Below are 25,962 nucleotides of genomic sequence, written 5' to 3'. Positions count from 1 at the left end.
CGTCAAGGGCCGGCGAAGGTCGCTTCGCGAGATTGTATTGCTCTGCCTGTGCGCAGGGCTTTTTTGTTGCCCGGCCGAAAGTTCCGAACTCCAAGTCAACGGCCGACTTAGGAAGGAACGCCATGAAGAGGCCCGAAAAGGAAGCGGTAGTCGCTCAGCTTACGGAAGAATTCCGTAACGCTGACGCCGTCTACCTGACCGAGTACCGCGGGCTTACCGTTCCGCAGATTTCCGATCTGCGTGAAAAGCTAGGCCGCGATACTTCCTACACCGTGGCAAAGAACACGCTGGCACGCATCGCCGCCAAGGAAGCGGGTATTGAGGGTCTCGACGAGATTCTCTCCGGCCCGACCGCCATCACCTTCGTGAAGGGCGACTTCATCGAGGCTGCGAAGGTCATCCGTGACTTCGCCAAGGACAACAAGGCTCTTGTCATCAAGGGTGCCGCCGCTGACGGCACTGTCTACGATGCCGAGGGCGCCAAGAAGCTGGCAGACCTCAAGTCCCGCCCGCAGCTGCTTGCCGAATTCGCCGGCGACATCAAGGCATCGATGGCCAAGGCCGCGTACCTGTTCAACGCTCTGCCTACCAAGGCTGTGCGCACGATCGACGCCCTGCGCGAAAAGCAGGAGAAGGCTGCCTGATTTACGCCCTCACGGCATGAATCAGTCGCTTCGATAATTTAAACAATAAGGTTTATTAGGCAGCGGATCTACCACTTCGTCCGCCGCCAAGATTGAAAGGAAGCCATAATGGCTAAGTACACCAACGATGAGCTGCTGGAAGCCTTCGGCGAGATGACCCTGGTCGAGCTCTCCGAGTTCGTGAAGGCCTTCGAGGAGAAGTTCGACGTCGAGGCTGCCGCTCCGGTTGCCGCTGTTGCCGCTGTTGCTGGCGCTGCTGCTCCGGCTGAGGAAGAGAAGGATGAGTTCGACGTCATCCTCTCCGCCGTCGGCGACAAGAAGATCCAGGTCATCAAGGCTGTCCGCGCCATCACCAACCTCGGCCTGGCCGAGGCCAAGGCTCTTGTCGACGGCGCTCCGAAGGCCGTCCTCGAGAAGGCCAAGAAGGAAGATGCCGAGAAGGCCAAGGCTCAGCTGGAAGAGGCTGGCGCCACTGTCGAGCTCAAGTGATTTGTGCGGCATAAGCCGCAATCACAGCTTTTCGAGGAACCCCGCACCTGTGTTTCAGGCTGCGGGGTTTCCGCATACTGAGTAGACTAGTTGACGAGGGCGAGGCGGAGAACGCGATCCGGCGTGGAATCACAAAGCTGGCAATGAGCGAAAGTTGTCAATTCTGTGCCCAGTAATCCGCCAAAAGCCGGTAAAAGATGACACAATGGCACGTAGTGTGGTCAAATAGTGTGTCCAGGAAGGCGGTCACGGTGAGCGAGTGGACGGTGAAGATCAACGGTGTCGACCGAATCAGCGTCAAGCCGGGGGAGTGCGTGGAAATCGGCCGTAAGCCGTTACGCCCCCTTGCCGATGATGGCAACACCCGCCTTGACGTCGCCGATCAAACCAAATCGATGTCCAAACGGCACGCCATGTTCACGGTAAAAAGCAATGGTACGGCCTCGATCCGCGATCTTGGATCGACCAATGGATCGTATGTGGTGCGGGAAAATGGCGATTTGTTACGCTTGCCGGCCAATGCCGAGTTCCTGTTACCGACGTCTCCCATGCGCATGCAGTTCGGCGATGTGCCTGCGGACTTCATTCGTATCGACGATCCAGTGGCAAAGCCACTCGACATCAAGGTGCCTGATTTGTTTGGCTATGCGGTTCACGAAGCACCGCAGGAGCCGGATGCGGCGGATATGTCCGTCGACGATATTCTTGATTTGCGGGCCGGCGAGCCGACCGCCATCTTCAGCGCGGATAATGTTCGGCGCAAGGTCGACGAGCTTGAACTTGGCTCGCTGAATATCACGCAGCCAGTGACGAAAAACGATGAGCCGGCCATACCCCGTGACTTGTTCGCGGATGCGTTGGCCCAGCATGCCGAGCAAGAGACCGAACGCAAAAACCAGCAGGCCATGGACTCCGTGGCACTGCCGAAGCAGCAGACCGAACCTGAGTCGACGACTGTAACGCCCGCATCCAAGCACAGCAGGATCTCCGGTATTGTTCCAGTAGATGCCATCGCCCATGCCGTTGTTAAGCACGCTCCCAGCACAAGCGAGCCGGCAGTGGCGTCAGCGGCGGTTGTTGAATCCGATGTGGTGGCTGGCGCAAGCAAATCAGCCGAAAACGTTCAGTCTGCTCCGAATACCAGGAATGCCGGCGATTCTCAGCCGGCGGACACTGTCGCACAGCATGCTGAAGTTGCCCAGCCTGAAGCCGCCCGGGAAGCCGAAGCCGCTCAATCTGAAAACACCCAGCCTGAGACCGCTCAGCCGGCAACCGCCCAGTCTGAAACCGACCAGCCGGCAGCTGACGTACCGGACGATCAGCAGCGGACCGCAGCCGAAGCATATCAAGAAGCCACCGCAGCAGGCGTAGCAGACCAGCAGCCGGCTGCCGAAACCGAAACCGCCCAGCAGTCGGTATCCGAAGCGTACGATATCGACTCCACGGGCGTGCACACCCCAGTCTTCGAGCCCGGCTCGGTGTTCGAGCGCGTGGCCAAGGGCGAGCTGAAAGCACAGGAGCCGGCAGTCGAAGTCGATGGCCTGACCTTTGACGAGGCAAAAACCACGCAAGATTTCAACGTTCAGTTCGAAGTCGCCCGTCATCCCGAATTGCTGGCGTTCCTCGCCATGAATCCGTACCTGTACGACGACATGTATTCTTGGCTCGCCGCCCGTGGCGAGGCCGATATTGACGAAGCCCTGTCTCACAACAAGGGCTATCAGGAATACCGCGAAGCGGTTGGAAAGTGAGTCGAGAGATGACCCAGAGCCAGACTCAGAACCAGAATCTCACGGAAGGTCTGAATCGCATCCGTCGCTGGCGTGACCAATACCGCAGCATGCAGCCGCCATCGCCGCTCGAGGATGTGAATCAACTGGCCGCGAAGCTGGAGATGACCCATGCCCATCCCTCCGGCATCGCCCAGCTGTTCGCTTCCGGCCATGTCCGGCTGGATTCGTTGTTCCGTGACACGGGTGTGCTTAAGGCCGCCGAACGCCATATTGGGCGCGTGCTGGATGACCAGGCCGCCAAACGCAGGATTTCCGGCGTGGCGGAGTTGTCGCTCGTGGTCGGCGTGGCTACGTGGAAGGGCAACGCGCTGCCGGTGCTGTTGTACCCGGTGGGCGTCACGATCGAGGATGATGGCTTGTCGACCACCATTCGATTCACCGGTCGCGTGACCCTCAACGCCGCGTTTGTCAATACATTGCGTGAGCAGGGGGTGTTCCTGGATGAGGATTCCCTGTTTGACGGTGCCAGCTATGACAGTGGCACTCCCGAAACTTCCGCGATGTTCGCCCGTATTTCGTCCGAAGCATCGGAGCGTATCTCCGACTTCGCCATCGAGCGCCAGATTGTGCTCGGATGCTTCATGGACCCCTCGTCGCAGATGATCAGCGAAAGCCGACAGTTCATCGACCAGCTGGAGAACGGCCCCACCGGCAATGTGCTGTTGGACGCGCTTGCCGGCGACGAATCCGCCCGCACCGCGCTCAAAGACGCCAATATTCCGCAATACAGTCCTTTCGACGTAGACCCGCATGCTGAGTACGAAGTCGGCGATGTGGACAATACGGTACGATATGCCGCGTCACTTGCCGCCAATGGCCATAGCATCGTGGTCGACGGCGCCTTCCCGAAGGGCACCGCGGAGCAGGCCGTGGCCATCGCATCGCGCTGCCTGATGAATGGTCGTTCCGTGCTGTACGTGCCCGGCGTGGCCGAGCAGAAGCGTCTGTTCATCCAGACGGCCTCCGCCAATGAGATGAAGGCGCAGGTACTGGATGTATCCGATGAACACGCCAACGCCGCGCTTGATAAGCAGCTGATTGCCGCAGTCGGATTCCAACCGGGAGTCGCCACCCAGCGATTCGACCAACTGGCCGACGAACTCGTGGGCGTGCGCTCGCGCTTGACCCGCTACTTGGGTGACCTGCACGGGGGCAACGATAAGTGGAATGTGTCCGCATACGAGACCATTCAGAATCTGGCCCGTATCTCCGTGCTCCCGACGCACCCTGCCACCCACGTTCGACTTGACGAGTCAAGTGCCCTGAGCATCGCCAACGGTATTGACACATGGATCGGCAAGATGGAACGCGCCGGCGAGCTCGGCGAATACACCATCGGCCCGGAAGGCACCGCATGGTACAAGGCGTCCATCACCACTGAAGAACAGGCAGTAACCGCCTACCAGCGCGTGGACGATTTGCTGCGTCGCTTCCTGCCCGCCACCCGTGAGCAGGTGGCACGCACCGTGCAGACCTGCGGATTCCCGGTTCCTCCCACCACCCGCGAGTGGGAGCGTCAGGTTACGGTTTTGAAGAATCTGCGACGAGTGCTTGACGTGTTCCAGCCGGAGATTTTCGAGCGAGACATCAGCTCCATGATTGAGGCCACCAAGCCGAAGAGCCAGCGCAAGGCCGAGGGCACGTCGATGGGATTCTGGGAGCGCCGCCGCCACATCAAGGAAGCCAAGGATCTGCTGCGCGTCGGCGCGCAGGTCGAGGACTTGCACGAAGCGTTGAAGGTAGTCGCCAAGCAAGGGGAGCAGTGGCATCAGTTCGTGCCTCACGGCGGTTGGCCGGTGCTGCCCAGCAAGCTCGACGAGATCATCTCCACCCAAGAGGCGCTGGTCAGCAATATGACCGCGCTGGATACCGTGCTTTCCACCACGCCCGCTGGTGGCAATCTGGAAACCGCCGATTTCGAGAAGGTGGAAGCACGCCTGAAAGCACTGCTGGATGATCGCAAGGCACTGGACACCTTGCCGGAGCGTTGCCTGCTGGAGCAGGAATTCGCCTCTGCCGGACTGAACGAACTGGTCGCCGATCTCAACGCTCGCCGAGTGAGTGTGGAGCAGGTGCGCGGCGAAGTGCAGCTGGCCTGGTGGACCACCGTGTTTGAGGACATTGTGCGTTCGTCCGCCATCATCTCCAACCAGGATGGTGCCGCGCTGCAGGCCGCATCCGACCGCTTTGCGCAGGTCGATGTGGAGCACGTGCGCTCCATCGGACCGATGGTGTCGCAGGAATCCATGCGCCGCCTGTGCGACATGCTGTTCTCCCGCACTCAGGAAGCCAACCAGATGCACACCGTGCTGGCAGGGCGCGCCAGTGTGTCGCTGAGCAGGATTCGCCGTGATCATCCGGAGATTCTGGCCGCGGCCAAGCCGATTCTGGTGGCCGCGCCGGGTACGCTCGCCGCACTCACCGAGCCGGGTGTGCTGGCTGATGTGGCGATTCTCGATGCGTGCGCGCACATTCCCGCTATCGAGTTGCTGTCCATCATCGGCCGCGTGCAGCAGGTGGTGGTGATCGCCCACTGCGCGACGGTAACCAGCGAAAGCGTCAAGCAGCTGATCGACACGTTGCCTCATATCGAGGTGGATGCTGCCCCGTCTCGCCGTGCGCCGCGCCTGTCCGCATTCCTTGAATCCGAGGGATATGGTCCTGTTCGCTATGATGTGGCCACCGAGCCGGCTGCCGGTGAGGTGCGATTCCACCGTGTGGAAGCGAGCGGTGTGCCGGTTATGTCTTCTGGTCTGGTGGAATCCAGCCAGCCGGAGATTGATGAAGTGGTGCGTCTGATTACGCAACGTGCCGCCGGTTTTGCCGTGGTTCCTTCCAGCTATCGACTTGTGGTCGTGACGTTGACCGACGCATTCCGCACACGCTTGGGTGCCGAATTGAAGTCGTTGGCAGGCAAATCCAAGGCGATGGGCCGATTCCTGCGCCATGTGCGGCTGGTTTCCTTGCGTGACGTGGCCGGAGGTCGTGCCACTGACGTGATTCTGTCGATGTGCTATGCGAAAACCACGCACGGACGTCTGCTTCAGCAGTTCGGCCCGCTCGAAAGCACAGGCGGTCGCGGACTGTTGCTGGACGCCCTGGCATTGGCGGACCACAGCTTGGATATTGTGTCGGCCTTTGGTTCCGAAGATTTGGATGAAGAACGACTGCACCAGTCCGGTCCTCGGTTCCTGAAGACCATGTTGACGTGGGCCGAACAGCTTGACGACCGTCCGGTGCTTCCGTTGCGTGATGCGGCAGGCGGCAACGTGCTGTTCGACGATATCGCCGACAGGTTGCGCGCGCGAGGACTAAACGCTGCTGTTGATTATGGATTCGACAAGGGCGTGAAGATTCCGCTCGTGGTGGGATTGAAGGAAAAGCCGTTTGCCTTGGCCGTGCAGACCGATGACGCGAACTTTATGTCCGTGCAATCCACGCGCAGGCGTCATCGTTTGTCGGCACAGGATCTCATTTCCTTGGGCTGGAATGTGATGACCGTCTGGAGTGTCGCCGCCTTCGTGAACCCCGATAAGGAAGTCGACCGTATCGTCAGCCGTATCGGCGAGATCTACCGCGAGGTTGAATAACCATGGCGGAATACTCGGCTACACGGCGCACACCGCGCAAGCACAAGCGCGTGGTGATGAAGGGCACTGAGCAGTTTGACGCTGACGGCGCCAAACTCGAGCCCGGAGACATGCAGACCGACCAACAACGGCAATCCGACGACGACAAACGCATCCTCGGCGAACTGCCGCCGCACTGGGCCGTTTTTAACGAGCGCGAGTAGGAGTTGGGGCGCACTCTGTGCGCCCCAATACTGTGTTTTCCGCAGCCCTACGGCTGCGGAAAACACAGTATCGGCCGAAGGTCGATTCCGCTTCCTACCGCACAACGGCCATAATCGCTCCGGCCTGTTGCAGCTCCATAACTTTGGCCGCGGCCTCCGGCGGCATTGCGAACGACACCAGTCGGTCGTTGCCTCCCAATGCACCAGTCGCATCCGGTTTGCCGACATTCATCACCGTGGCGTTCTCGGCCAGCGTGCAATCGGCACCTTCGCAACCGACGGCGGAAACCAGTCTCACCTGATCGCCAGCCAATACATCGTCGACACTACTGGCCAAGCGGACTTCAATCACCGTAGTGCCGGTCGGTGCCACGGGCGCATCTCTGGCCATATGCGTGGAAATGGGATCGGCTGCTTCGATATCGATTTGCGCTACCTTGCCCACCACATCCTCAATATTGCCTGTCCAAGACGGGCCTGCCGCAGATACCGGCATATCAGCCAACTGGACGTCGGCGGCCAGAATAATGTCACCCCGTCGAATCGAGCGAGCGGCCACCACCATCGGCTCGGTCTCCACCGCGGCCAATACGGCTTCAAGTCCAAACAACACTGCGAGTCCCACGCACAACGCAGCAGTGAGTCGGCGCAAGGCATCCGCCATGCGCCGTCGCCGCAATGAACCGCGCGCAGGCGGCTTAATAAACGAAAAGGTCACCATGCAACCATGGTGACCTGAAGTTTTTCGTAAGCGCAAGCTGAATCGACCTATGTGGTTCTAGCTTGCCAAGTTATCCACAACGCTTCAAACCCGTGCAACAGACAGTGCCCGTAGTGCCAATATCCGCGGCATACCGCCGTCGACACCGTCGTTTACAGAGGAAAAGCGGGTGTACAGACCTTACTTGCCGGATTTGTCGGTGCGGTAGAAGCCGTGACCCTTGAACTCAATCGGCACGGCGGAATACACCTTGCGCACCTGCTCCTGCGAGCACTTGGGGCATACGGTAATCGGGTCGTCATTAAACGACTGCTGTTCGGTGAAGTCATAGCCGCAGTTCTTGCAACGGTAATGATAGGTAGGCAACGGATTCCTCCAACAAAGTCATATTTCTCGCGGATGGCCCAAACGCCATGCCACGCAACCGTTCATATCCTAGTCGCCGTCCTGACACATTGGCGTTACGGTCTTACTAGCCAGCTTGCTGTTGCCACTCTGGTTCCATCGGCCAGTGTGCGTGGCTGGTTGGTCAGTCTGGCTTGCGCCGAGTATCTTGGCCGGCCGGTCAGCTCAACCGGCCTGATGAGCTAAGCTGCCGGTATCCCTCCGGCGTCAGCACTCCGTCGGCCGGCACATCATGTGGTTCGGCCGGCAAATCGGTGTCCAACACCTCCCACGGCCAGCACACCGCAATTAGGGGACATGCGGGCTTGCGGCGAGCCAAGGCCCGGTCATACCAGCCGGCTCCACGCCCCAGACGATTGCCCTGCGGGTCCACTGCCAAAGCCGGGGCGATGACCAGATCGGCCTTCTCCAACGCTTCGGGCGGTAGAACTGCGCCAGTTGGCTCATCGGGTCTGTGATGGACGGTGCTGGGAGAGCTGCAGCTATCGGCATTGTTCGCGCCACCCACTGCATCCATCGAGCGCAATGTTTCCAATGAATCCAGCACACTCCAGCCAATTTCCAACCCAGACCCCAACCGTGGCACCAACACGTGGCAGCCATGAGCCAGCAGCCATCGCAACAGTGGCCGGGTTTCGATTTCCGAACCCATCGACACATATGCCGCCACTGTGGGACCATCCTGAATCATGTGTGCTGGGAACCGTCGCACCAGCAATTCACCGGCCGCTCCGCGTTCTTCCGCTGGAACGCGCTTGCGCCGAGACAGTATATGGTGGCGCAGCGTCGCTTTATCCGTCTTCTCTGTTTTCTCTGTGCCGCTGTAGTCGCTGCCGATATTCATGCCACTGCCCACTTCGCTCATACCGCACAATCTAGTGTTTCCATCGTAAAACGAAAGTGGCCACGGTAGCGGCGCAAGACCTTCATATGGCTACAATAAAGGCCGTGTCAGTTTTCCAGTCGATTAAAGAGGCGTTCAAGCTGGACCACCAGATCCGCCCGCCACGTCTCACCCATCCCGGTTTTCCGGTAGTCCTGCGCCCCCTGACCATGGATGATGAGGACGGCTGGAACGAAGTGCGCTGGCGCAACAACGACTGGCTGGCACCTTGGGAATCCGGTGACCCGATGCATGGCGGCTCCATCACATTCAATCAATGGGTGCAGCGGCAGCGCCGTAACGAGCAGCATGGCGTCGGCGTGATCTTCGCCATCGAATACCAGATGCGTATCGTCGGCCAGATTTCGTTGGGAGCCATCGTGTATGGTGCCATGCGTACCGGCGTGGTTGGTTATTGGGTCGATCAACGGTACGCCGGCCACGGATTCGCGCCAATGACACTGGCCATGCTTGCCGATTGGGCGCTCGGAGACCCATTCGGGCCCGCGTTGCATCGGCTGGAAATCGCCATTCTGCCGGATAATGCGCGTTCTTTGGCTGTGGTGCGTAAGGTCGGAGCCCATCATGAGGGACTGCGCGAGCGGTATATGTATGTCAATGGCCAGTGGCGCGACCACGTAACGTTTGCGCTGTTGGCTGAAGATATGGGGCAAGGGTTCGCCGCCAGACTCGCCGCCGCCGGTTCCAGATAAGCGTCGACCGGAAAAATTCCGCTCCGACACGCCCGGGCGGAAAGCCCCAGTTCGTCGGCACGTCTCCTATCCTTGACTCTATGGGTTATGAGTCACTGAGCACTGTCGTCGTGCTGGTGATTGTGGCGATTATTATCGTTGTATGGCTGCCCGTACGTACGGCCAACGGCATGAAACGTGTGGACGAGCACCGGCAGGATCGTTATTCGCCTTCTCTGCATATCGTTGATGCAGAGAACGGCAGACGATTCGGAGACATCAAGCCGCATAAGGCGAAAGGGGCAGCAATGCCAGCATCAACACCGTCAGCGAGGCTGACACCTGAGCACATCGCCCATGTGCGGGAACTGCGCCGCGCGGCCATCCGCCGCCGGCAGATTCTCGCCGTATGCCTGCTTGCCATAACCGTGTTGGTGTTTGCCGTATCGTTCTCCCTGCATTTCAGCCTGCTGCTTGCTCTTATTCCGTTCGTGCTGTTGCTGCTGGTGCTGGTGCTGGGAGCCAATGCCTCACGCCAGGCCCGGCAATGGGAGCGCAAGGTGGTTCGCTACGAGCGGACTCATAGCGGTACGGGCTGGTCCAAGAAACCGTCTGCCGAGTCCAAGGACAGCAAGCGTGTGAACAAGGCCGAACCGGTTGCGGCCGTAACTGCGCCTGCCGAGAAGCCTGCCGAGCAGATTGAGGATGCTGCCACCGAGGTCATGGAACAGCGGCAGATTCGCCGCGCGTTACGCGATGCCGAGATTGAGCAGGCCAAGGCCAAGGCGTTGCGTCAGTCCGCCGCCGCATATCAGGCCGCGGAAGAGCACGCCAAACAGTCTGAGAAGTCTGATACTGGACAGTCCGCCGCCGATAAGCCTGCCGCCGAACCGTCTGCTATGGTCGATGAATCCGCTGACCGTAAGTCCGTTGCTGAAACCAGCGAATCTTCCGCCACACCTGATGCCTCCGCTCGCACAGACAAGTCGACTGAGTCGGATAAGTCCGTCGCCCCTCGAGTTGAACCATCGCTTACGGTGCGTGACGAGCGCGATGAGCGCGACGATGCCGCTGCCGATGCCACGTCGGAACTGGCCAGCGTACGCCCTGCCCGAGCACTGGACGTCTTCGATATGTCCACCTCGCAGGATCTCATCTCCTTCACTTTGGGTGGGGAACATAACGCCGACAATGCTCCGGAAAGCTTGGAGATCAAGTCGACCCGTCAGGTGTCCAAGGCGGAACCTGTCGAACCCGCAGTGGCGGAAAAGTTGATTGACGAGGCCCGAGCCGTCAAGGCCGCGGACGATGCCAAGGCCGTCGATGCAGGCAAGGCTGTCAGCGCCGGAAACGCTGTAGACACTGAGCCGGAGCAGCGCGATGATGCCGATACGGACGCTGATGACGAGGCTGCAAACGCCGCCCAGCGAGCCGCATTCCACGAATCCGAGGAGCGTGCCGACGTCGAAGCGCCAGCGGCGACCACCGATTCGTTGGGCGCAGGCCTGGACTCCATTCTTGCCCGCCGCGGCAACTGAGCGTTGCGATTCGCCGATTTTCTCTCACAGCGTTAGCACTCGAGTTGGCAGAGTGCTAATAATCGCGCTACGATGTGTCCTAGCGCAAAGGGACAACGCAAGTGATCGTCAGCCTCTTGAGACGTTCTGGCGCGGCATTATCGAACTACAAGTAGATACGAGGTGACCCACAGTGTCGATTAAGCTCACACCGTTGGAAGACAAGATCATCGTCAAGCAGGCCGAGGCCCAGACCCAGACCGCTTCCGGTCTGTACATTCCGGACAATGCCAAGGAGAAGCCTCAGCAGGGTGAAGTCCTGGCCGTTGGCCCGGGCCGTCGTGACGACAAGGGCGAGCGCATCCCGATGGACGTCAAGGTCGGCGACAAGGTGCTGTACTCCAAGTACGGCGGCACCGAAGTCCGCTACGAGGGTGAGGACTACCTCATCGTCGGCGCCCGCGACATTCTCGCCATCCTCGGCTGATTAGTCGCCTAGCGAACTTCAACAACCCCGACTGTTCCCACGGACAGTCGGGGTTTTCTCTTGCCGGGCGGAAAGGGGCTCCCCCTCAGAGAGGGGAGCCGAAAACCGCTCCCACCAAACGCCCAGCCATGCCTGCTATGCATAAAGGTGCATGCGTGCAATGTAGTTGAGTTCGGCGTTGCACCGCATCTACACTGGGTAACGGATTGGGGTCCCTATGGAAGAGGCTCAGTCGGCGACTTGGCCGAGCGGCTTAAGACATTTTGCGCAAGACGGCAGTAGATCGACGGTATGTTGTTTTTTCCGTGTCGCAGGTTCGTAGCGTCGTCGCGCTGTGCCAATGGTTGTCTCTCTACCGACGCTGAGTGCCGTGGCATGAGGCCAGCGTCGGCAGTGGGCCACGAAATGGCGATGTGCCGATGCTGAGCCGCGTTGGTGTCGTTATAGGGCCAGTTTTTGGACCATTGCCGACGGCAAATCGGCGTTTTGTGTCGGCGACGGTCTAAAAACTGGCGGTCTGCCGACGATAAGTGCCGTCATCATCGGCAGACCGCCAGGTATTGTCCCCGTGCCGACGTAAAAAGCCCTGCCATCGTCGTCACCGAGCCATCTTGTGACTCACTGACGGCGGCAGCAGGGCGGAAGAGGCCGAAATCATGCGCGCGGTGCGGTCTCACACCTCGAATCCGGCCTCCACCAGCGCGTGATCGATGTCGCGAATCAAATCGTCCGTATCCTCCAGACCCACGGCCAGACGGAAGAAGCCGCGGTGGAACTCAGGCGGGTACAGGTACTGGCGCTCGTCATCCTCGCCGAGGAACACGATCAGCGATTCGTCATGGCCGAGCGAGACGGCCGACGTAATCACATTGAGCTTGGAAACGAACCGGTTGTGCCCGTCATGATCGGTGTCGAGGCCGAACGACAGCACGCCGCCGAACCCGGAGTCCGGGCGGGCCAGCTGGCTGACCGCCACCTCGTGGTGCGGGTGCGATTCCAGACCGGGGTACGCCACGAAACGCACCCGCATCCAGCGATTCGAGATGCTTGGCAATCGCCAAGGCCGAGGCGTTGTGCTGGCGGATGCGCAGCGGCAGCGTCACCGAGCCGCGATTGATCAGCCAGGCGTTGAACGGCGAGATGATGCCGCCGAAATTCACCTGCGCGGTGAAGCGGATCTGGTCCGTGCGCGCCTTGGTGGTGGCGATCGAGCCGCCCAGCGCGTCGCCATGGCCGTTGATGTATTTGGTGAGCGATTCGATGACGATATCCGCGCCGAGATCGAGCGGGCGCACGTTGTACGGCGTGTTGAAGGTGTTGTCCACCGAAACCAGAATGTCCGGGTTCGCTTCGTGGGCCAGTTTGGCGATGGTGGCGATGTCCGAGACCTTGAGCGTCGGGCTCGCCGGCGTCTCGATATGCACCAGCTTGGTGTTGGGGCGAAGCGCCGCGCGTACGTTCTCGGGATCGGAGGTATCCACGATGGAGGTTTCGATGCCGTACTTCTCCGGCAGAATCTGGTTCAACAGGCGGTAGGCGGCGATATAGGTGGTGTCGGAGAAGATCGCGTGGTCGCTTCGGTTGAGGAACGTGGTGAACGTGGCGGCCAGCGCGGCCACGCCGGAAGCGAGCACCACCGCATCCTCGGCACCTTCAAGACGGGCCAGCTTTTCTTCCAGATAGCGCTGGTTCGGATGGCCGTTGCGCGTGTAAAGGTTCACGTCCGAACTGGACCAGTTGATGTCCGAGGGGTCGTAGGGTAGCGCGTAGGCGTTCGCCAGCGTGATGGGGCGACGGATCGCGCCGGTTTCGGCGTCGACCCCGTTACCGAGGTGAATGGCCAGCGTGCCGAATCCGAGCGGCTGGTCGTCGAATGATTGTCCGTGATGTACAAGATTAGAAGCCATGCGCCCAGCATGCCAGCATGCGCCGTGCCGCGCAAACAGGCGACACCGCTCGAAAACTGCGCCATTGCAAGGTTCTAGAGCACCATATAAGAAAAAATGATTGGGTGAAGTGCGGGGTGCAGCCTTGGTCGGGGCTGTTTGCAGGGCCGAAGCGGACCCTGAAAACACGCTGTAAGACACGCCGATAAAACCGCAGAATTCCGAGGTAAAACAAGGTTCGCGTAGGGGCCGATTTGCATACCTGGAAAATCTGTGGTTACATAGCCAAGTTGCCTGTTGAGGTCAAACACCGCGGCGGGAAACAGACTGGCGGATTTCCCAAGCGGTCAAAGGGAGCTGACTGTAAATCAGCCGCTTCGTGCTTCAGTGGTTCGAATCCACTATCCGCCACGCCCCGATAGCTCAGTGGTAGAGCACTTCCTTGGTAAGGAAGAGGTCGTGAGTCCAATTCTCACTCGGGGCTCTCTGGCGGGGTAGCTCAGCTGGCTAGAGCGTACGACTCATAATCGTAAGGTCAAGAGTTCGAGCCTCTTCCTCGCTACAAATCGCGCCCGCTAACCGGTGGGCGCGCACTATACCTAAGAACACAGAGGTGAATGACAATGGCTAAGAGCGCCGACATCCGTCCGGGCATCACGCTGGCCTGCACCGAGTGCAAGGAGCGTAACTACATTACGACTAAGAACCGTCGTAACACGCCCGACCGTCTTGAGCTCAAGAAGTTCTGCCCGCGTTGCGGCAAGCAGACCGTGCACCGCGAGACTCGTTGATCGCAAGTATCACAGCTTTACAAAACCCGGCCCATTCGGCCGGGTTTTTGCGTATTCGCTCCAGAGGCGAGTGGCAGGGTGCGGAATCAGTATCCGCATCGCGTGAGAAACGGCAGAAATCCCGCGTCTGCACGAACCCCTCGCGGGCGTTCTGCCGTTTCAGTCGATGATTGCCCCGATATCGCACCTGCGCCACTAAGATAGGAAGCCATGACAAGCTTTGCAGACATCACCACCATGGGCGTGGGCGGCCCCATCGCCCATTTCATCGAGCCGACCACGCGCGTGGGGCTCATCGAAGCCGTGGAGGATGCCGATTCCAAAGGCCTGCCCTTGGTCGTCGTCGGTGGCGGCTCCAACCTGCTTGTTTCCGATAAGCCTTTTGACGGCGTGGTGGTTCGAGACGCCCGACGCCTCATCACTGTGCCGGACGAGGCTGCACCGGTAGAGGGCGAGGATCGCACCGTGCATGTCAATGCCGAGGCCGGTGCCAATTGGGATGATTTCGTGGCCTTCACCGTAGAGCTCGGGCTCGAGGGCGTCGAGGGACTGTCCGGCATTCCCGGCACAGTCGGCGCTTCCGTGGTGCAGAACATCGGTGCCTACGGGCAGGAAGTCGCCACTTCGGTCGAATCGGTGGAAGTCTGGGATCGAGACACCAAAACAACGCGCGACCTCACACCCGCCGATCTTCGATTCGGCTATCGATACTCCGCACTGAAGGCCAGCATGTACGCCGGCCCCGGCCAGCCGGCCGACCGATTCTTCCCGACGCCACGTTACGTGGTGCTCTCCGTCACCTTTGCCCTGACCCACTCGGCCGAAGGCACGGTAGGTTACGGACAGCTTGCCAAAGCGCTTGGCGTCGAAGTGGGCGACCGTATGGCCACCGCCGACATCCGCAAAGCCGTGCTCGCAGTACGTGCCGCCAAGGGCATGCTCGAGGACCCCACTCGCTACGCCTTGCCCGACATGGCCACCGCCAAGCGCGAGACCAATATCCTGACCGATCTGGAGCGTCTGGCCTCCCTCAATGAGGCCGCCGGCATTCCCGTTGGCGATGACGGTCTGCCTGCTCCCGACTACAATCGCCACAGCTGCGGCTCGTTCTTTATGAATCCGATTCTGACCGCCGACCAAGCGGCGGCCCTGCCCGAAGATGCGCCGAAGTTCGACGCGACTCTGCCTGACGGCACTCCCGGCACCAAGACGTCCGCCGCCTGGCTCATCGACCATGCCGACTGCCATAAGGGATATAAGGTCGATGCGGACGCGCCGGCCAGTCTATCCACGCGGCACACGCTGGCCTTGACCAATCGTGGGGGAGCAAGCGCGGCCGATATCGCAGCTTTGGCGCGCGCGGTTCAGCAGGCAGTCAAGAGCGCGTTCGGAGTGGACTTGGTGCCCGAACCGGTCTGCGTCGGTGTGCTGTAATCGCGCTATTGATTGATGGAGTGGGGTGTTAATCCCATATATTGCGGACTCTAAGTCTTATTAATAGACAGGACACGCGGGCTCTTCTATACTCGATTGTCGGTATTGTGCGCATTTGGTGCGCAAACAACAGAGAAAAAGAAGAGCACTATGCAACTGTTCCGTACGAAATCCGTCGAACAGACCATTGCCGAAACGGGTGAAGAGGGCCGTAAGCTCAAGCGCAACCTGACTTGGTGGGATCTGTCAATCATGGGCGTGGCCGTAGCCGTGGGCGCCGGCATCTTCTCGGTGGGCGCGCAGGCCGCCGCCTTCCACGCCGGCCCGGCCGTGATCATCAGCTTCCTGATCGCCGGCATCGTGTGCGGCGCAGCCGTGATGTGCTACGCCGAATTCGCTTCGATGATTCCGGTGGCCGGCTCCGCCTACACCTTCACCTACACCACGGTCGGCGAGATCATGGCCTGGATCATCGGCTGGGATCTGATCCTGGAAATGCTGATGGCCGGCTCCGTGATTTCCAAGTATTGGGGCGTATACCTCAACGATTTCATGCGCCTGATGGGCTGGAGCGCCAACACCAACCTGACGTTCGGCTCCTTCCATATCGATATCGCCCCGATTATCATCGTGGCGTTCTTTACCACGCTGCTCGTATTCGGCACCAAGATCGGCGCCCGCGTGGACGGTGCTATGACCGTGCTCAAGATCGCCATCGTGTTCTTTGTGGTGATCGTCGGCTTCTTCTACGTCAAGGCCTCCAACTTCACCCCGTTCATTCCGCCGAGCCAGCCGGCCTCCACCGTGGAAGGCTCCTCCGCCGTCACCGGCGTGATGACCCAGCCGCTGTGGCAGTTCGCCACCGGCATGACCCCGTCCGTGTACGGCGTACCCGGCATCCTCTCGGGCGCGGCACTCGTGTTCTTCGCGTTCATCGGCTTCGACGTGGTGGCCACCGCCTCTGAGGAGACCAAGAACCCGCACAAGAACGTGCCGCTCGGCATCGGCGTGGGCATGCTGCTCATCATCGTCATGTACATGCTCGTGGCCGTGGTGACCACCGGCATGGTCTCCTATGCCGATCTCGCCAAGCAAGACAGCCCCTCGCTGGCCACCGCCTTCGAACTGGTGGGCGCCGACTGGGCCGCCAAGATCATCAGCTTCGGCATCGTGCTGGGCCTGGCCACCGTGGTTATGGTGCTGTTGCTCGGCCTGACCCGTATCGTCTTCGCCATGAGCCGCGATGGTCTGCTGCCGCGCGGCCTGTCCAAGACCGGCAAGCATGGCACCCCGGCCGCTCTGCAGATCGTCGTCGGCGTGGTGGTGGCGCTCGTGGCCGCCTTCTTCGACATCGGCGTGCTCTCCGACATGGTCAACATCGGCACCCTGTCCGCCTTCACGCTGGTGGCCATCTCCATCCCGATTATGCGCAAGAAGCGCCCCGACCTGCCACGCGCCTTCAAGATGCCCGGCAACCCGTGGATTCCGATCCTCATCGCCGTGGCCAACTTCTGGTTGATGCTCAACCTGTCCGTGCTCACCTGGATTCGTTTCGTGGTGTGGCTCGTGGTCGGCTTCGCCATCTACTTCGGCTACGGCTACTGGCATGCGCGCCTCGGCAAGGGCGACCTGACCGAAACGCTGTCCGCCGAAACCGATAAGGCCGTTAACGGCTGAGAGCGAGGAGCGTCCCAACAGGCGCGTACCCTTGTATCAGTATTTGTTAAGGAGGATGCCATGCCATATGTAATCGCTCAGCCTTGCGTGGATGTCAAGGACAAGGCTTGCGTGGACGAGTGCCCCGTCGACTGCATTTACGAGGGTTCCCGCTCGCTGTACATCAACCCCAACGAGTGCGTCGACTGCGGTGCATGCGAACCGGTGTGCCCCACCGAGGCCATCTTCTATGAGGATGATCTGCCGGACGAGTGGGCTTGGTACAAGGATGCCGCTGTCAACTTCTTCGCTGAAGTCGGCGATTTGGGCGGCGCTTCCGCCAATGGCCCAATCGGCAAAGACCCGGAACAGGTCGCCGCGCTGCCGCCGCAGAACCAGTAAGCTGATTTGCGGATAAGCGCTGCACACAGCGCATAGTTCGGATTGAACCCTCGGTCTATCACGGCCGAGGGTTCGTCGTATCTTAGGAACATACCGTCCAAGAAAGGGGTTCTCATGGGCTTCCACGCATATTCGTCGCCATACGACTGGTCTCGTATCGCCGGCTTCAAAGCCACCGCCAAAACCGTGCCGGGTGGCATGATCGACCTGTCCGTAGGCTCGCCCGTGGACCCGGTGCCGAGCAGTGTCCAGCAGGCGCTGGTTGCCGGCGCAGACGCCCCCAACGCCCATGGATACCCGGTCACCGCCGGCACCGCCGACCTTAAGGCCGCTATCGATACATGGTTCCGCGAACTGCGCGGGGTGGATCTGAAATCCATCAACGCTGCCGCCGTGCCCACCGTGGGTTCCAAGGAGGCCGTGGCGCTGATGGCCAGCCTGCTGCACCTTGGCGAAGGCGATGTGGTCGTCCAACCGGCTGTCTCCTACCCGACTTACGAAATCGGTACCCAACTTGCCGGCGCCACAGTGGTCAAAGTCGATGATGTGACCGACGTCGATTCCTGGGTGAATATTCCGAACGTCAAGGCCATCTGGATCAACTCGCCGTGTAATCCCTCCGGCGAGGTCATCTCCGCTGACTGGCTGACCGACATCGTGGCTGCTGCCCGTCGCATCGGTGCCGTGGTGCTCTCCGACGAATGCTATGCGTTAATGGACTGGCGTTCGGTGCGCCGCAATACAGCCGCGTCCTCTGCGCCTGCCGCGTCTGCATCTGCTGCGTCTGTGCCTGCCGCACCGGTGGCCGAATCCAACGAGCCCGCCTCCGGTACCGCATTCAGTCTCTCCGCCACGCCATGTGCCCTGAATCCACATGTGTGTGAAGGTTCGGCAGCTGGCATCCTGGTGCTCTACTCGCTGTCCAAGCAGTCCAACATGGCCGGCTACCGTACGGCTCTAATTGCCGGCGATTACCGGCTGATCAAGGAAATGGCCGAATACCGCAAGCAGATCGGCCAGATTATCCCTGGTCCAGTGCAGGCCGCCATGGCCGCAGGTCTGAAGGACGCAGCCGCTGTGCACGAGCAATGGGGGCGTTACCGTCGCCGCCTATCCGCGCTGGTTGACGCACTGAAGGCATATGGCTATTCGGCACAAATACCCTCCGGCGCGCTGTACGTATGGGTCAAGGCCAAGTCCGGCGACTGCTGGGCCGATATGGCCGAGCTCGCCAAGATCGGCATCATCCCCAGCCCCGGCGAATTCTACGGCGCTCCCGCCTACCTGCGTTTCTCCGCCACCGCCACCGACGAGGCCATCCGTTCCGCCTGCGAACGTCTCACGGCGTAATGAGATCGTAAGTGGCGTTGAGCCGTTCACGCCCCAAACTGGGCGGCCTTGTTGCCAAATTTGCGGCGCACAGCGTCCAGTGCGGCCTCGGCATCATGCAAACGTGCCTGTGAGGTCTGGCCGCGGGCATTGTCGGCCTCTTCGAGCATGTCATCCAGTGAAGGCTGCACGGCCGTGGCCGCCGCCTTACTGAGCGAAGACGTGCTCATACCGGCCAAGCGAATAGTTCTGGGCAGGGGAGTGGCAGACTCCGCCGAGGCCGGTAGCCCCAGCATGACTTTCAGCTGCCGCACGCATTCCGGGTACAGCACGCCGGCCGTATCGGTCGGCCGCTCCATCGTAAAAGACCGGGTCTGATAGCTCAGGTCGGCGAACCGCAACTTCACCGTCAGCGTGCGCGCCACTAGCCCCTTGCGCCGCAGCGTGCTGGCTACTTCGTCGCAGGCCGAACGCAATAGCCCACACACCACGCGCATATCGCGTGTATCCTCGGCCAAGGTTTCCTCGGACCCAATGGATTTCTCCTCGCGCACCGTGGTAATTTCGCGGGAATCCAACCCGTGCGAGGCCGCCCATAATCCACGTGCCGCAGCCGGGGAGCCAGTGGCACGAGTCAATGCAGCCTCATCCAGCTGAGCCAATTCAGCCGCCGAATGCACGCCCCAAGCATTAAGCCGCTTCTCCAAAGACGGCCCGATTCCCGGAATACCACGCAATGGCATCATCTGCACGAATTCGGCCGAGCGGGCCGCGGGAATCAGCAGCATGCCGTCCGGCTTGGCATTGGTCGAGACCATTTTGGCCACCAGTTTGTTACAGGCGATACCCACTGAACACGTCACGTGGAAGCGCTCGGCCACCTGAGCGCGAATCCACGCGCCGATCGCGCTCGGCCGCCCCCACTCCAGCAGTGCGGCGGACACATCCATATAGCCCTCGTCCACCGAAACCTGCTCGAACCGGTCGGTGACGGTCAAAAACACCTCATGCATGATTCGGTGCGACATCATGCGGTAATACGCCATATCCACTGGCAGAAAAATGCCGTTCGGGCACAACTGATGGGCGCGCGCGGCCGGCATCGCCGAATTGATGCCGTATTTCCGGGCTTCGTAGCTTGCGGCGGACACCACCGCGCGCGGCCCGGTGCCGATGATCACCGGCTTGCCTTTGAGCCCGGGGTTGCGCGCCACCTCCAATGAGGCATAGAAGGCATCCATGTCGATATGCAGCACGGTGCATCCGGTCTCGTCGTGGCCCCAATCGCGTTTGGCGGCCTCAAGTCTCGGTGCGGTGCTCATGCCACCATTGTAGGAATGACGAACGAGGTCATGCTCACTATGTGGCGCGCATGGCGCAGCGCTCACTGTCATAATGCCGAATATCGCCGGAATTCCAAGGGTTTGCGCGCTGTGCGGCTGTTTCGCATGGTGGGTGCGATTCCATGGAATCGTCCACATTGCGTCACTGTCCGTAACGCCTTCCAAGTCAATGCGCGCTGTCCCGGCTCTCCGAGTAGCGTAAACCTCATGAAGAAGGCAGTGGTCGGTATCCTCAACCGTGTTCCCGTGGTTCTTATCGTGATTGGTGAGGCACTGGTGATTTATTTGGCTACGGCCGTCGCCAAACTTGCGTTCACCCAGCTCGACCCGCTGTACTCGGTGTGGTATCGCGTGGGATTCATGGCGGTGCTGTTGCTGCTGTGGCGCAGGCCCTGGAGCAAGGCGAAGCGAGCGCAACTGTTTCACCGCGACGCCCGCAGCTGGGGGCTGGTCGTACTGCTCGGCTGCTCGCTGGTACTGATGAATACCCTGTTTTATGTGGCCATCAGCAATATGGATATGGGCATTGCCGTGTCTATCGAATTTTTGGGACCGCTTTCGGTGGCGGTGATTACCGGCAAAAGCTGGCGTGAGCGGGTCGGTATCGGCATCGCGGCGGTCGGTGTGGTGCTGTTGGCCGGCATATCATTGGCCAATCCGTCCGGCAATGGCACGTTTTTGTATGGTCTGATTGCGATTTTGATCGGCGGGTCGATGTGGGGCATGTATATCATCACCGGTCGGCGCGTGGCGGCTGGCGGCAATTCGCTGGATAATCTGTGCATCGCCGTGACCATCGGCTGGCTGGTCCAGTCCCTGTTCCTTGGCGTGCCGGCTGTGTCTCATGTGGTTCACCCCAAGGCCGATGCCACGTGGGCGCTTGAGCCCGGCGGCTCGCTGAAGCTGCTGGCTCTGCTGTTTGTGATTTCCCTGATGGCCTCGTTCATTCCCTATGTGGTGGAGCAGATCACGCTGCGACGCACCACATCCGGCGCATTTTCGGTAATGCAATCCATCAATCCCGCCATGGCGGTGGCCGTGGGACTGGCGTTTGGCGAGATTCCCAGCGTTGGTGAAATCATCGGTGTGGCGTTGGTGATTTGCGCGGTTATCGTTACGTTCTCCGGCGATGCCGCGCCCGCGGACGTTCAATAATGTGTCGTTCGGCACGCCGTATCCGCAGGACGTGGTACAGTGATTTGCTGTTGCGCATCATTGCGTAACGTGGAGTCATGCCTGAGTGGCCGATAGGGGCACCCTGCTAAGGTGTTAGTCGTGTAAACGGCTCGAGGGTTCGAATCCCTCTGACTCCGCAAGCAAGGGTTTTGGGAGAAATCTCAAAACCCTTTTTTCGTGCCGAAAACGGTGGTGTTTCAACGGTTTCAGGCTGTTTTGGCGCTCGCCGGCTAATTGCGGGACGGTGCGTGATGGCGCATGGCTAAGCGTAGGATAAGCGGTAAATAAGGCGGTAATAATTCCGATCGGCCACATAGTTACCGCTTAACATCGCTGGGAGGTGTCGCCATGTCACGTCAGACGCGCCGCAAGCGTCGCAGCTTCGGCAAGTGCGAGGAAAAGACCATAAAGGGTCGTCGCTACCTGTACTACAGTTTCGTCACGCCCGAGTGGGCTTTCTCCAAATGGCCCGAACTGAAGCTTGGTGCCCGCCAATGGCATTCGGTGCTGCCCGAGAACGAATACGAGGGCGAAGCGTGGCTATCCGCCGCCCAAAGGGACATCAAGGCCGGCATATGGGTACCCGACGCCCTGAAGAAGGCGGAAGCCCGGCGCGAGTCGATCACGTTCCGCGAATACGCCGTGCCGTGGGTGGAACGCCGCAAGAAGAAGAACGGTACTGACCTGAAGGAAACCGCAAAGCAAAAATACCGCGAATCACTCGAACTGTACCTGCTCGACTACTTCGGAGACATACCCCTGACATCCATCAAAACGGCCGACGTGCAGAAATGGTGGGATGAATTCAAACCGGTACGTCTCGACGCCGATCTGGAAGACCGACGCTATCACGTCTACAAGCACCTGAAAACGATTCTGGAAGACGCGGCTACCGAACCCATCGACGACGCGGGAAACACGCTCATAGCGGCCAACCCGTGCCGTATACGGGCCGCTAGGCCGAAAGCCAAGCACGTACCGGTGAGGCCCACGCCGGAACAGATGACGGCGCTGCTGGAAGCCATGCCGGAATACGTGCGCATGGTGGCCCGTATATGCGACGGCGCGGCCCTGAGGGAGGGCGAGGCGTTGGGCCTGTGCGTGAAGCATATCGACTTCGACCACATGAAAATCAAGGTCAGGCAGCAGGTGCAGCGCATCAAGGACGACAAAAACCCCGGCCGCTATAAGACCGTGATACTCACCCCGAAAACGGATAGCTCCATAGACGATGTGGCAATGTCCCCGGCACTTGCAAGCGACATACGCGATTGGATGGACTCGCGCAACCTGACCGACCCCGAGTCCCCGCTCTTCGTCGGCGTGCGAACGGGCGACTGGATTACCCCCGCGACCTACAGGAAGGCCATTGCCGACGCCAAGAAGAAAGTCCCCGGACTGGAGAACATGCGTCCGCACGATCTACGCAAGGACTTCCTGAGCACGATACTCGATGAAGGCGGCACCGTCGCTGAAGTCATGCGCCAAGGCCGGCACACCACAATGGCCGTGGCGTCGAAATACCAAGTCACCAGCGAAGACCACATGAACGACGTGCTGAACCGCGTGGACTCCCGCACCAAGCCGGCGAGCGCCGACGCGGCCCCCGACGTTCCCGCCGATGCCGGGGAGGATGATATTCAGGCGCTCGCCGGCGTGATCGACGGGATGCCGCTGGAAGATCGGGTAACGCTGCTGAAGACCCTGACTGCCGAAAAACGCGCCCTGATACTCGACGTTATGGAGAAGACGGCAAAGCTCGCCACGTTGACCGAGCTGCTGAAGTAGGCGCTCGCCGGCATGTCGGAGAACCTAGAGTCGTATGCAGTCCGAATGATGCTATTGCGCGTATCGGCGCGTAAGCGACACGCCGAAGGGATATTTTCCTGTACCGGTTTATCGCGGTAAATCGCACATTTTCCGGTGAAATCAGGTGAAAACAGACGAAAATGCGGCGTCACGGCTGGCATTTCAAAAGAATGGTCGATGGTTTTAATATTTCAAGATATTTCCCGTTATTTCCCGTCGATTCCCGCTTTTTGTGGAAATGAACACATTTTTTGTTCGTTTTAGGGCGATGTCCGGCGTTCTGGAATCATCATGTGAATTACAGCCGTTGGAAACACGGTAAATTGATGGGTGTCGCAACGGGACGCATTGAGATGTACCGTTGCGCACGGCAGAAAAGTGAACACCCCGAAGCGGCCACTCCGAGGTGTTCCGAACCCCCACCCCGCGTGTAAACGCGGCAACTTGCAGTAGTAGGAGTCAAAAATGAATAGTAGCGCAACCATCATCGAAACAGCGAAACCCGGCACGTCCACCAAACGACTCGAACCATTGAAGGCAGCGACCGAATCGCTCGGGTTCCATGACTGCCGCGTGACCATGAGGCTTGTGCGTGAAGGCAAGCTGAAGGCTATCAAAGTTGGCAACCGCGTGATGATCACCACCGCGAGCCTGAACGATTTCGCGGGGTGCTGAAAACGATGATGACCATGAGGAAAACCCCTGAAGCTGGCGGCTTCGAGGGGCTGAACGACCATATCCATAGTAACGCCGATTCGATTCCCTATGTGCTGCCCATGACGGCCGGCTACCTGCTGGAATGCGCGTATGGACCGTACAGGCTGACCGTCTCGCGGCGCACCGAGGAAACCGCGCGCATGATGGCGCTGTTCGCATACGCGAGCCATATCCGCGCACTGCCGCTTGTATTCTCCGCATGGACGGCAAGCACAGCCGACTGCGTGATGGTGCAGGCGGTGAGCCTGCTGCTGCCATCAGGCGTGCTGACGATAGGCACGGTGCCGAACCTCTCCAAGACGCGGTGTGTGCCCGTCTCGGCGAACGCCGTTGACCAAGGCATAGCCACCCTTCTCGATACGCAGCTCATGCCCTCACGCGCCCGCATGGATGCCGGCTATGTGCGCCAGCGCATCGCGCGAAGCGCCGACATGAACCGCAGCCGGATACTCGAAGCAGGCGAGCGCGGCGGTGCCATCATCCGAGCACTGGGGGCGCTCGCCGGTGTGCCGTGGCCGCAGGCGGCGGCACGGCTGATAGAAGGCGGTGTGCTATGAGCATGGCGCAACAGGGGAAAATGGATGGCGGCTATGTCGATTCGTCGGGTGCTGACGTGGTGGAGATCGGCTGTGACGCCGAGTTTTGGGAGAGTCTGCCTTTTCTGGCTCATACCCGTGATTATGCGTGGAGCTGCGGGGTGTCGCCGTGGAGCGTGTACGGCGTGGAGCTTGTGCGCGCGGCCTGCGCGATACCGCCCGAGTACGTGCTGCCGCGCGAGGGTTTCGGCTCGTATGGGAGTCTGAACATGTTTCTTGCCCTCACCGGTTTCAGTGGCGACGGCAAGGGCAACAGCACCAGCGCGGGAAGCGATTTGGTGCCGTTCGTGGGCGACTACGCGACCATAGCCATTCCCCCGAGCGGCGAGGGCATAGGCAGCGTGTTCTCGCACATGGAGCGCGAGACCGGGGAGAACGGAAGGCCCACGGGCCCGGCGTTCAACCATCTCGACCATATCCGCGCGCTGCTGGATTACGACGAGATCAGCACGCTCACCGGGGCCGCGAGCCGTCAGGGCTCCACGTTGAACGCGACCCTGTGCAGCACATGGAGCGGCAAGAAGTTCGGCGGCTGGAACAAGTCGCCGGACAAGCGCGTGGACGTGCCCGCGCACGCCTACCGGCTGTGCCTCATCGCCGGTGCCCAGCCATCGACGGCCGGATACTTCCTCGACTCAAAGAACATGGGCGTGGTGCAAAGGTTCCTCACCTATCCCGTGACCGACCCCGAACTGCCGGAACAGCGCAGGCCGGTGACCGCCAAACCGATACCAAAGAACCGTTTCCCGCAAGGCTACACGTGGGATGAATACAGCATGTGTTACAGGGATAACACGGCCAGCTACGAGTGCAAGCCGCTGGCCCTGCCCGAGGAAGCCTCGCGGGAGATGTGGGCGCAGCGCGTGGCCGTGAACCACCACAAGCGCGGCGACCCGATGGACTCGCACCGGCTCATGCTCACCGCCCGAGTCGCGGCCGTCATGCAGATCATGCACGACGGCGCGCTGACCGTCACCCCGAACATGTGGCGCATAGCGTCCTACGCGGTCAAACGCTCATGCGATTTCCGCAACGAGTACATAGCCGAATACCGGAGCCTGAAGAGCCGCGACTACGCCGAACGCCAAGAGGACTACGACCGTGCCGCCGACATGATGGAACCCCGGCACGTCAAAGAAGCCGAAACGGACATACTCGAAAAACTCCGCGACTGGGGCGACGGCAAAGGCCGCTACCGGCGCGACATGCAGCAATGCGTGAAGAAACGACTACGCGACGTGTTCGGCACCGCATGGGAAAACCTCATACGGGATGGACGCATCATCGAGATCAAAGCCGCCAACGCCGAAGGGGAAGAACAACCCACCGGCCGCTACTGCATCACCCCCGATACACACTGACCCCGTGCCAACACGTCCAACATGCCAACACCAATGAT

Annotated in this window: 24 protein-coding genes and 4 tRNA genes; 22 read left to right on the top strand and 6 right to left on the bottom strand. The window is 60.3% G+C overall.

The features are described 5' to 3' along the window. Positions 1-122: 122 nt before the first annotated feature. The 5 genes from rplJ to ACEUKI_RS03260 all read left to right on the top strand — a co-directional run bounded on the left by rplJ (position 123) and on the right by ACEUKI_RS03260 (position 6,719). Complete coding sequence (gene rplJ, locus ACEUKI_RS03280) at positions 123-644, top strand: 50S ribosomal protein L10 (RefSeq protein WP_007053001.1); 522 nt, start codon at positions 123-125, stop codon at positions 642-644. Positions 645-752: 108 nt separating this feature from the next. Beyond that, entirely contained in the window at positions 753-1,133 is a 381-nt protein-coding gene (gene rplL, locus ACEUKI_RS03275) for a 50S ribosomal protein L7/L12 (RefSeq protein ID WP_080785836.1), read from the top strand. Between the two features lie 251 nt (positions 1,134-1,384). Next, positions 1,385-2,884 (top strand): FHA domain-containing protein, encoded by a 1,500-nt coding sequence (locus tag ACEUKI_RS03270; protein ID WP_186289934.1) that lies wholly within the window; start codon positions 1,385-1,387, stop codon positions 2,882-2,884. Between the two features lie 8 nt (positions 2,885-2,892). Then, complete coding sequence (locus ACEUKI_RS03265; RefSeq protein ID WP_251848140.1) at positions 2,893-6,516, top strand: helicase; 3,624 nt, start codon at positions 2,893-2,895, stop codon at positions 6,514-6,516. A gap of 2 nt (positions 6,517-6,518) precedes the next feature. Further along, positions 6,519-6,719 (top strand): hypothetical protein, encoded by a 201-nt coding sequence (locus ACEUKI_RS03260; protein ID WP_115770024.1) that lies wholly within the window; start codon positions 6,519-6,521, stop codon positions 6,717-6,719. A 94-nt stretch (positions 6,720-6,813) separates the two neighbouring features. Here ACEUKI_RS03260 and ACEUKI_RS03255 read toward each other — a convergent pair whose 3' ends face one another. From ACEUKI_RS03255 to ACEUKI_RS03245, 3 genes are all read right to left on the bottom strand, one after another. Then, a complete protein-coding gene (locus tag ACEUKI_RS03255) occupies positions 6,814-7,383 on the bottom strand; it encodes an SAF domain-containing protein (RefSeq protein ID WP_179133600.1) in 570 nt (189 codons plus the stop codon). A gap of 237 nt (positions 7,384-7,620) precedes the next feature. Further along, complete coding sequence (locus ACEUKI_RS03250; protein WP_007053007.1) at positions 7,621-7,806, bottom strand: FmdB family zinc ribbon protein; 186 nt, start codon at positions 7,804-7,806, stop codon at positions 7,621-7,623. Between the two features lie 199 nt (positions 7,807-8,005). Continuing rightward, positions 8,006-8,710, bottom strand: a complete 705-nt coding sequence (locus ACEUKI_RS03245) for a 5-formyltetrahydrofolate cyclo-ligase (RefSeq protein WP_374156484.1) — start codon at positions 8,708-8,710, stop codon at positions 8,006-8,008. Positions 8,711-8,775: 65 nt separating this feature from the next. Here ACEUKI_RS03245 and ACEUKI_RS03240 point away from each other — a divergent pair, with 65 nt between their 5' ends. The 3 genes from ACEUKI_RS03240 (at position 8,776) to groES (ending at position 11,424) form a co-directional block, all read left to right on the top strand. Then, the gene (locus ACEUKI_RS03240) at positions 8,776-9,441 is read left to right on the top strand and encodes a GNAT family N-acetyltransferase (RefSeq protein ID WP_186289935.1); all 666 of its coding nucleotides are present in this window, start codon (positions 8,776-8,778) and stop codon (positions 9,439-9,441) included. Positions 9,442-9,521: 80 nt separating this feature from the next. After that, on the top strand, positions 9,522-10,958 hold the full coding sequence (locus ACEUKI_RS03235; RefSeq protein ID WP_374156483.1) for a hypothetical protein: 1,437 nt from the start codon (positions 9,522-9,524) through the stop codon (positions 10,956-10,958). A 172-nt stretch (positions 10,959-11,130) separates the two neighbouring features. Beyond that, positions 11,131-11,424 (top strand): co-chaperone GroES, encoded by a 294-nt coding sequence (groES, locus tag ACEUKI_RS03230; protein ID WP_080785843.1) that lies wholly within the window; start codon positions 11,131-11,133, stop codon positions 11,422-11,424. A gap of 673 nt (positions 11,425-12,097) precedes the next feature. On the opposite strand, the gene ACEUKI_RS03225 is transcribed toward groES, so the two are convergent. After that, positions 12,098-12,400, bottom strand: a complete 303-nt coding sequence (locus ACEUKI_RS03225) for a PLP-dependent transferase (RefSeq protein ID WP_374156482.1) — start codon at positions 12,398-12,400, stop codon at positions 12,098-12,100. Then, complete coding sequence (locus ACEUKI_RS03220) at positions 12,324-13,331, bottom strand: PLP-dependent aspartate aminotransferase family protein (protein ID WP_260847516.1); 1,008 nt, start codon at positions 13,329-13,331, stop codon at positions 12,324-12,326. Before ACEUKI_RS03220 ends, ACEUKI_RS03225 begins: the two co-directional genes overlap by 77 nt. A 308-nt stretch (positions 13,332-13,639) precedes the next feature. Between ACEUKI_RS03220 and ACEUKI_RS03215 the strand changes: the two genes are divergently transcribed. The 8 genes from ACEUKI_RS03215 to dapC all read left to right on the top strand — a co-directional run bounded on the left by ACEUKI_RS03215 (position 13,640) and on the right by dapC (position 18,943). After that, positions 13,640-13,721, top strand: a tRNA-Tyr gene (locus tag ACEUKI_RS03215). A gap of 1 nt (position 13,722) precedes the next feature. Continuing rightward, a tRNA-Thr gene (locus ACEUKI_RS03210) sits at positions 13,723-13,794 on the top strand. A 4-nt stretch (positions 13,795-13,798) separates the two neighbouring features. Beyond that, positions 13,799-13,872: transfer RNA gene (locus tag ACEUKI_RS03205), tRNA-Met, on the top strand. 61 nt (positions 13,873-13,933) lie between these two features. Next, positions 13,934-14,101: a 50S ribosomal protein L33 gene (gene rpmG, locus ACEUKI_RS03200; protein ID WP_007053013.1), complete on the top strand. Its 168-nt coding sequence runs from the start codon at positions 13,934-13,936 to the stop codon at positions 14,099-14,101. A gap of 210 nt (positions 14,102-14,311) precedes the next feature. After that, positions 14,312-15,535: a UDP-N-acetylmuramate dehydrogenase gene (locus ACEUKI_RS03195; protein WP_374156481.1), complete on the top strand. Its 1,224-nt coding sequence runs from the start codon at positions 14,312-14,314 to the stop codon at positions 15,533-15,535. 150 nt (positions 15,536-15,685) lie between these two features. Then, entirely contained in the window at positions 15,686-17,212 is a 1,527-nt protein-coding gene (locus ACEUKI_RS03190; RefSeq protein ID WP_144169735.1) for an amino acid permease, read from the top strand. 60 nt (positions 17,213-17,272) lie between these two features. Further along, the gene (gene fdxA / locus ACEUKI_RS03185; RefSeq protein ID WP_007053016.1) at positions 17,273-17,593 is read left to right on the top strand and encodes a ferredoxin; all 321 of its coding nucleotides are present in this window, start codon (positions 17,273-17,275) and stop codon (positions 17,591-17,593) included. A gap of 114 nt (positions 17,594-17,707) precedes the next feature. Continuing rightward, positions 17,708-18,943: a succinyldiaminopimelate transaminase gene (dapC, locus tag ACEUKI_RS03180; protein ID WP_144169736.1), complete on the top strand. Its 1,236-nt coding sequence runs from the start codon at positions 17,708-17,710 to the stop codon at positions 18,941-18,943. A gap of 26 nt (positions 18,944-18,969) precedes the next feature. Here dapC and dinB read toward each other — a convergent pair whose 3' ends face one another. Further along, entirely contained in the window at positions 18,970-20,244 is a 1,275-nt protein-coding gene (gene dinB, locus ACEUKI_RS03175; protein ID WP_181896149.1) for a DNA polymerase IV, read from the bottom strand. Between the two features lie 228 nt (positions 20,245-20,472). Between dinB and ACEUKI_RS03170 the strand changes: the two genes are divergently transcribed. The 6 genes from ACEUKI_RS03170 (at position 20,473) to ACEUKI_RS03145 (ending at position 25,924) form a co-directional block, all read left to right on the top strand. Next, positions 20,473-21,420, top strand: a complete 948-nt coding sequence (locus tag ACEUKI_RS03170; protein ID WP_179133594.1) for a DMT family transporter — start codon at positions 20,473-20,475, stop codon at positions 21,418-21,420. 71 nt (positions 21,421-21,491) lie between these two features. Then, positions 21,492-21,578: transfer RNA gene (locus ACEUKI_RS03165), tRNA-Ser, on the top strand. 211 nt (positions 21,579-21,789) lie between these two features. Then, on the top strand, positions 21,790-23,229 hold the full coding sequence (xerC, locus tag ACEUKI_RS03160) for a tyrosine recombinase XerC (RefSeq protein WP_144169737.1): 1,440 nt from the start codon (positions 21,790-21,792) through the stop codon (positions 23,227-23,229). A gap of 486 nt (positions 23,230-23,715) precedes the next feature. Beyond that, positions 23,716-23,925 (top strand): helix-turn-helix domain-containing protein, encoded by a 210-nt coding sequence (locus tag ACEUKI_RS03155; protein ID WP_144169738.1) that lies wholly within the window; start codon positions 23,716-23,718, stop codon positions 23,923-23,925. Between the two features lie 14 nt (positions 23,926-23,939). After that, complete coding sequence (locus tag ACEUKI_RS03150; protein WP_144169739.1) at positions 23,940-24,524, top strand: hypothetical protein; 585 nt, start codon at positions 23,940-23,942, stop codon at positions 24,522-24,524. Beyond that, positions 24,521-25,924, top strand: a complete 1,404-nt coding sequence (locus ACEUKI_RS03145; protein WP_144169740.1) for a hypothetical protein — start codon at positions 24,521-24,523, stop codon at positions 25,922-25,924. The genes ACEUKI_RS03150 and ACEUKI_RS03145 overlap by 4 nt, the downstream gene beginning before the upstream one ends. Positions 25,925-25,962 lie beyond the last annotated feature (38 nt).

The organism is Bifidobacterium sp. 2450, assembly GCF_041900695.1.
Taxonomy (GTDB): domain Bacteria; phylum Actinomycetota; class Actinomycetes; order Actinomycetales; family Bifidobacteriaceae; genus Bifidobacterium; species Bifidobacterium longum.
Note: the sequence above shows the minus strand (reverse complement) of the source record. Positions and strands in the feature narration are given on the sequence as shown.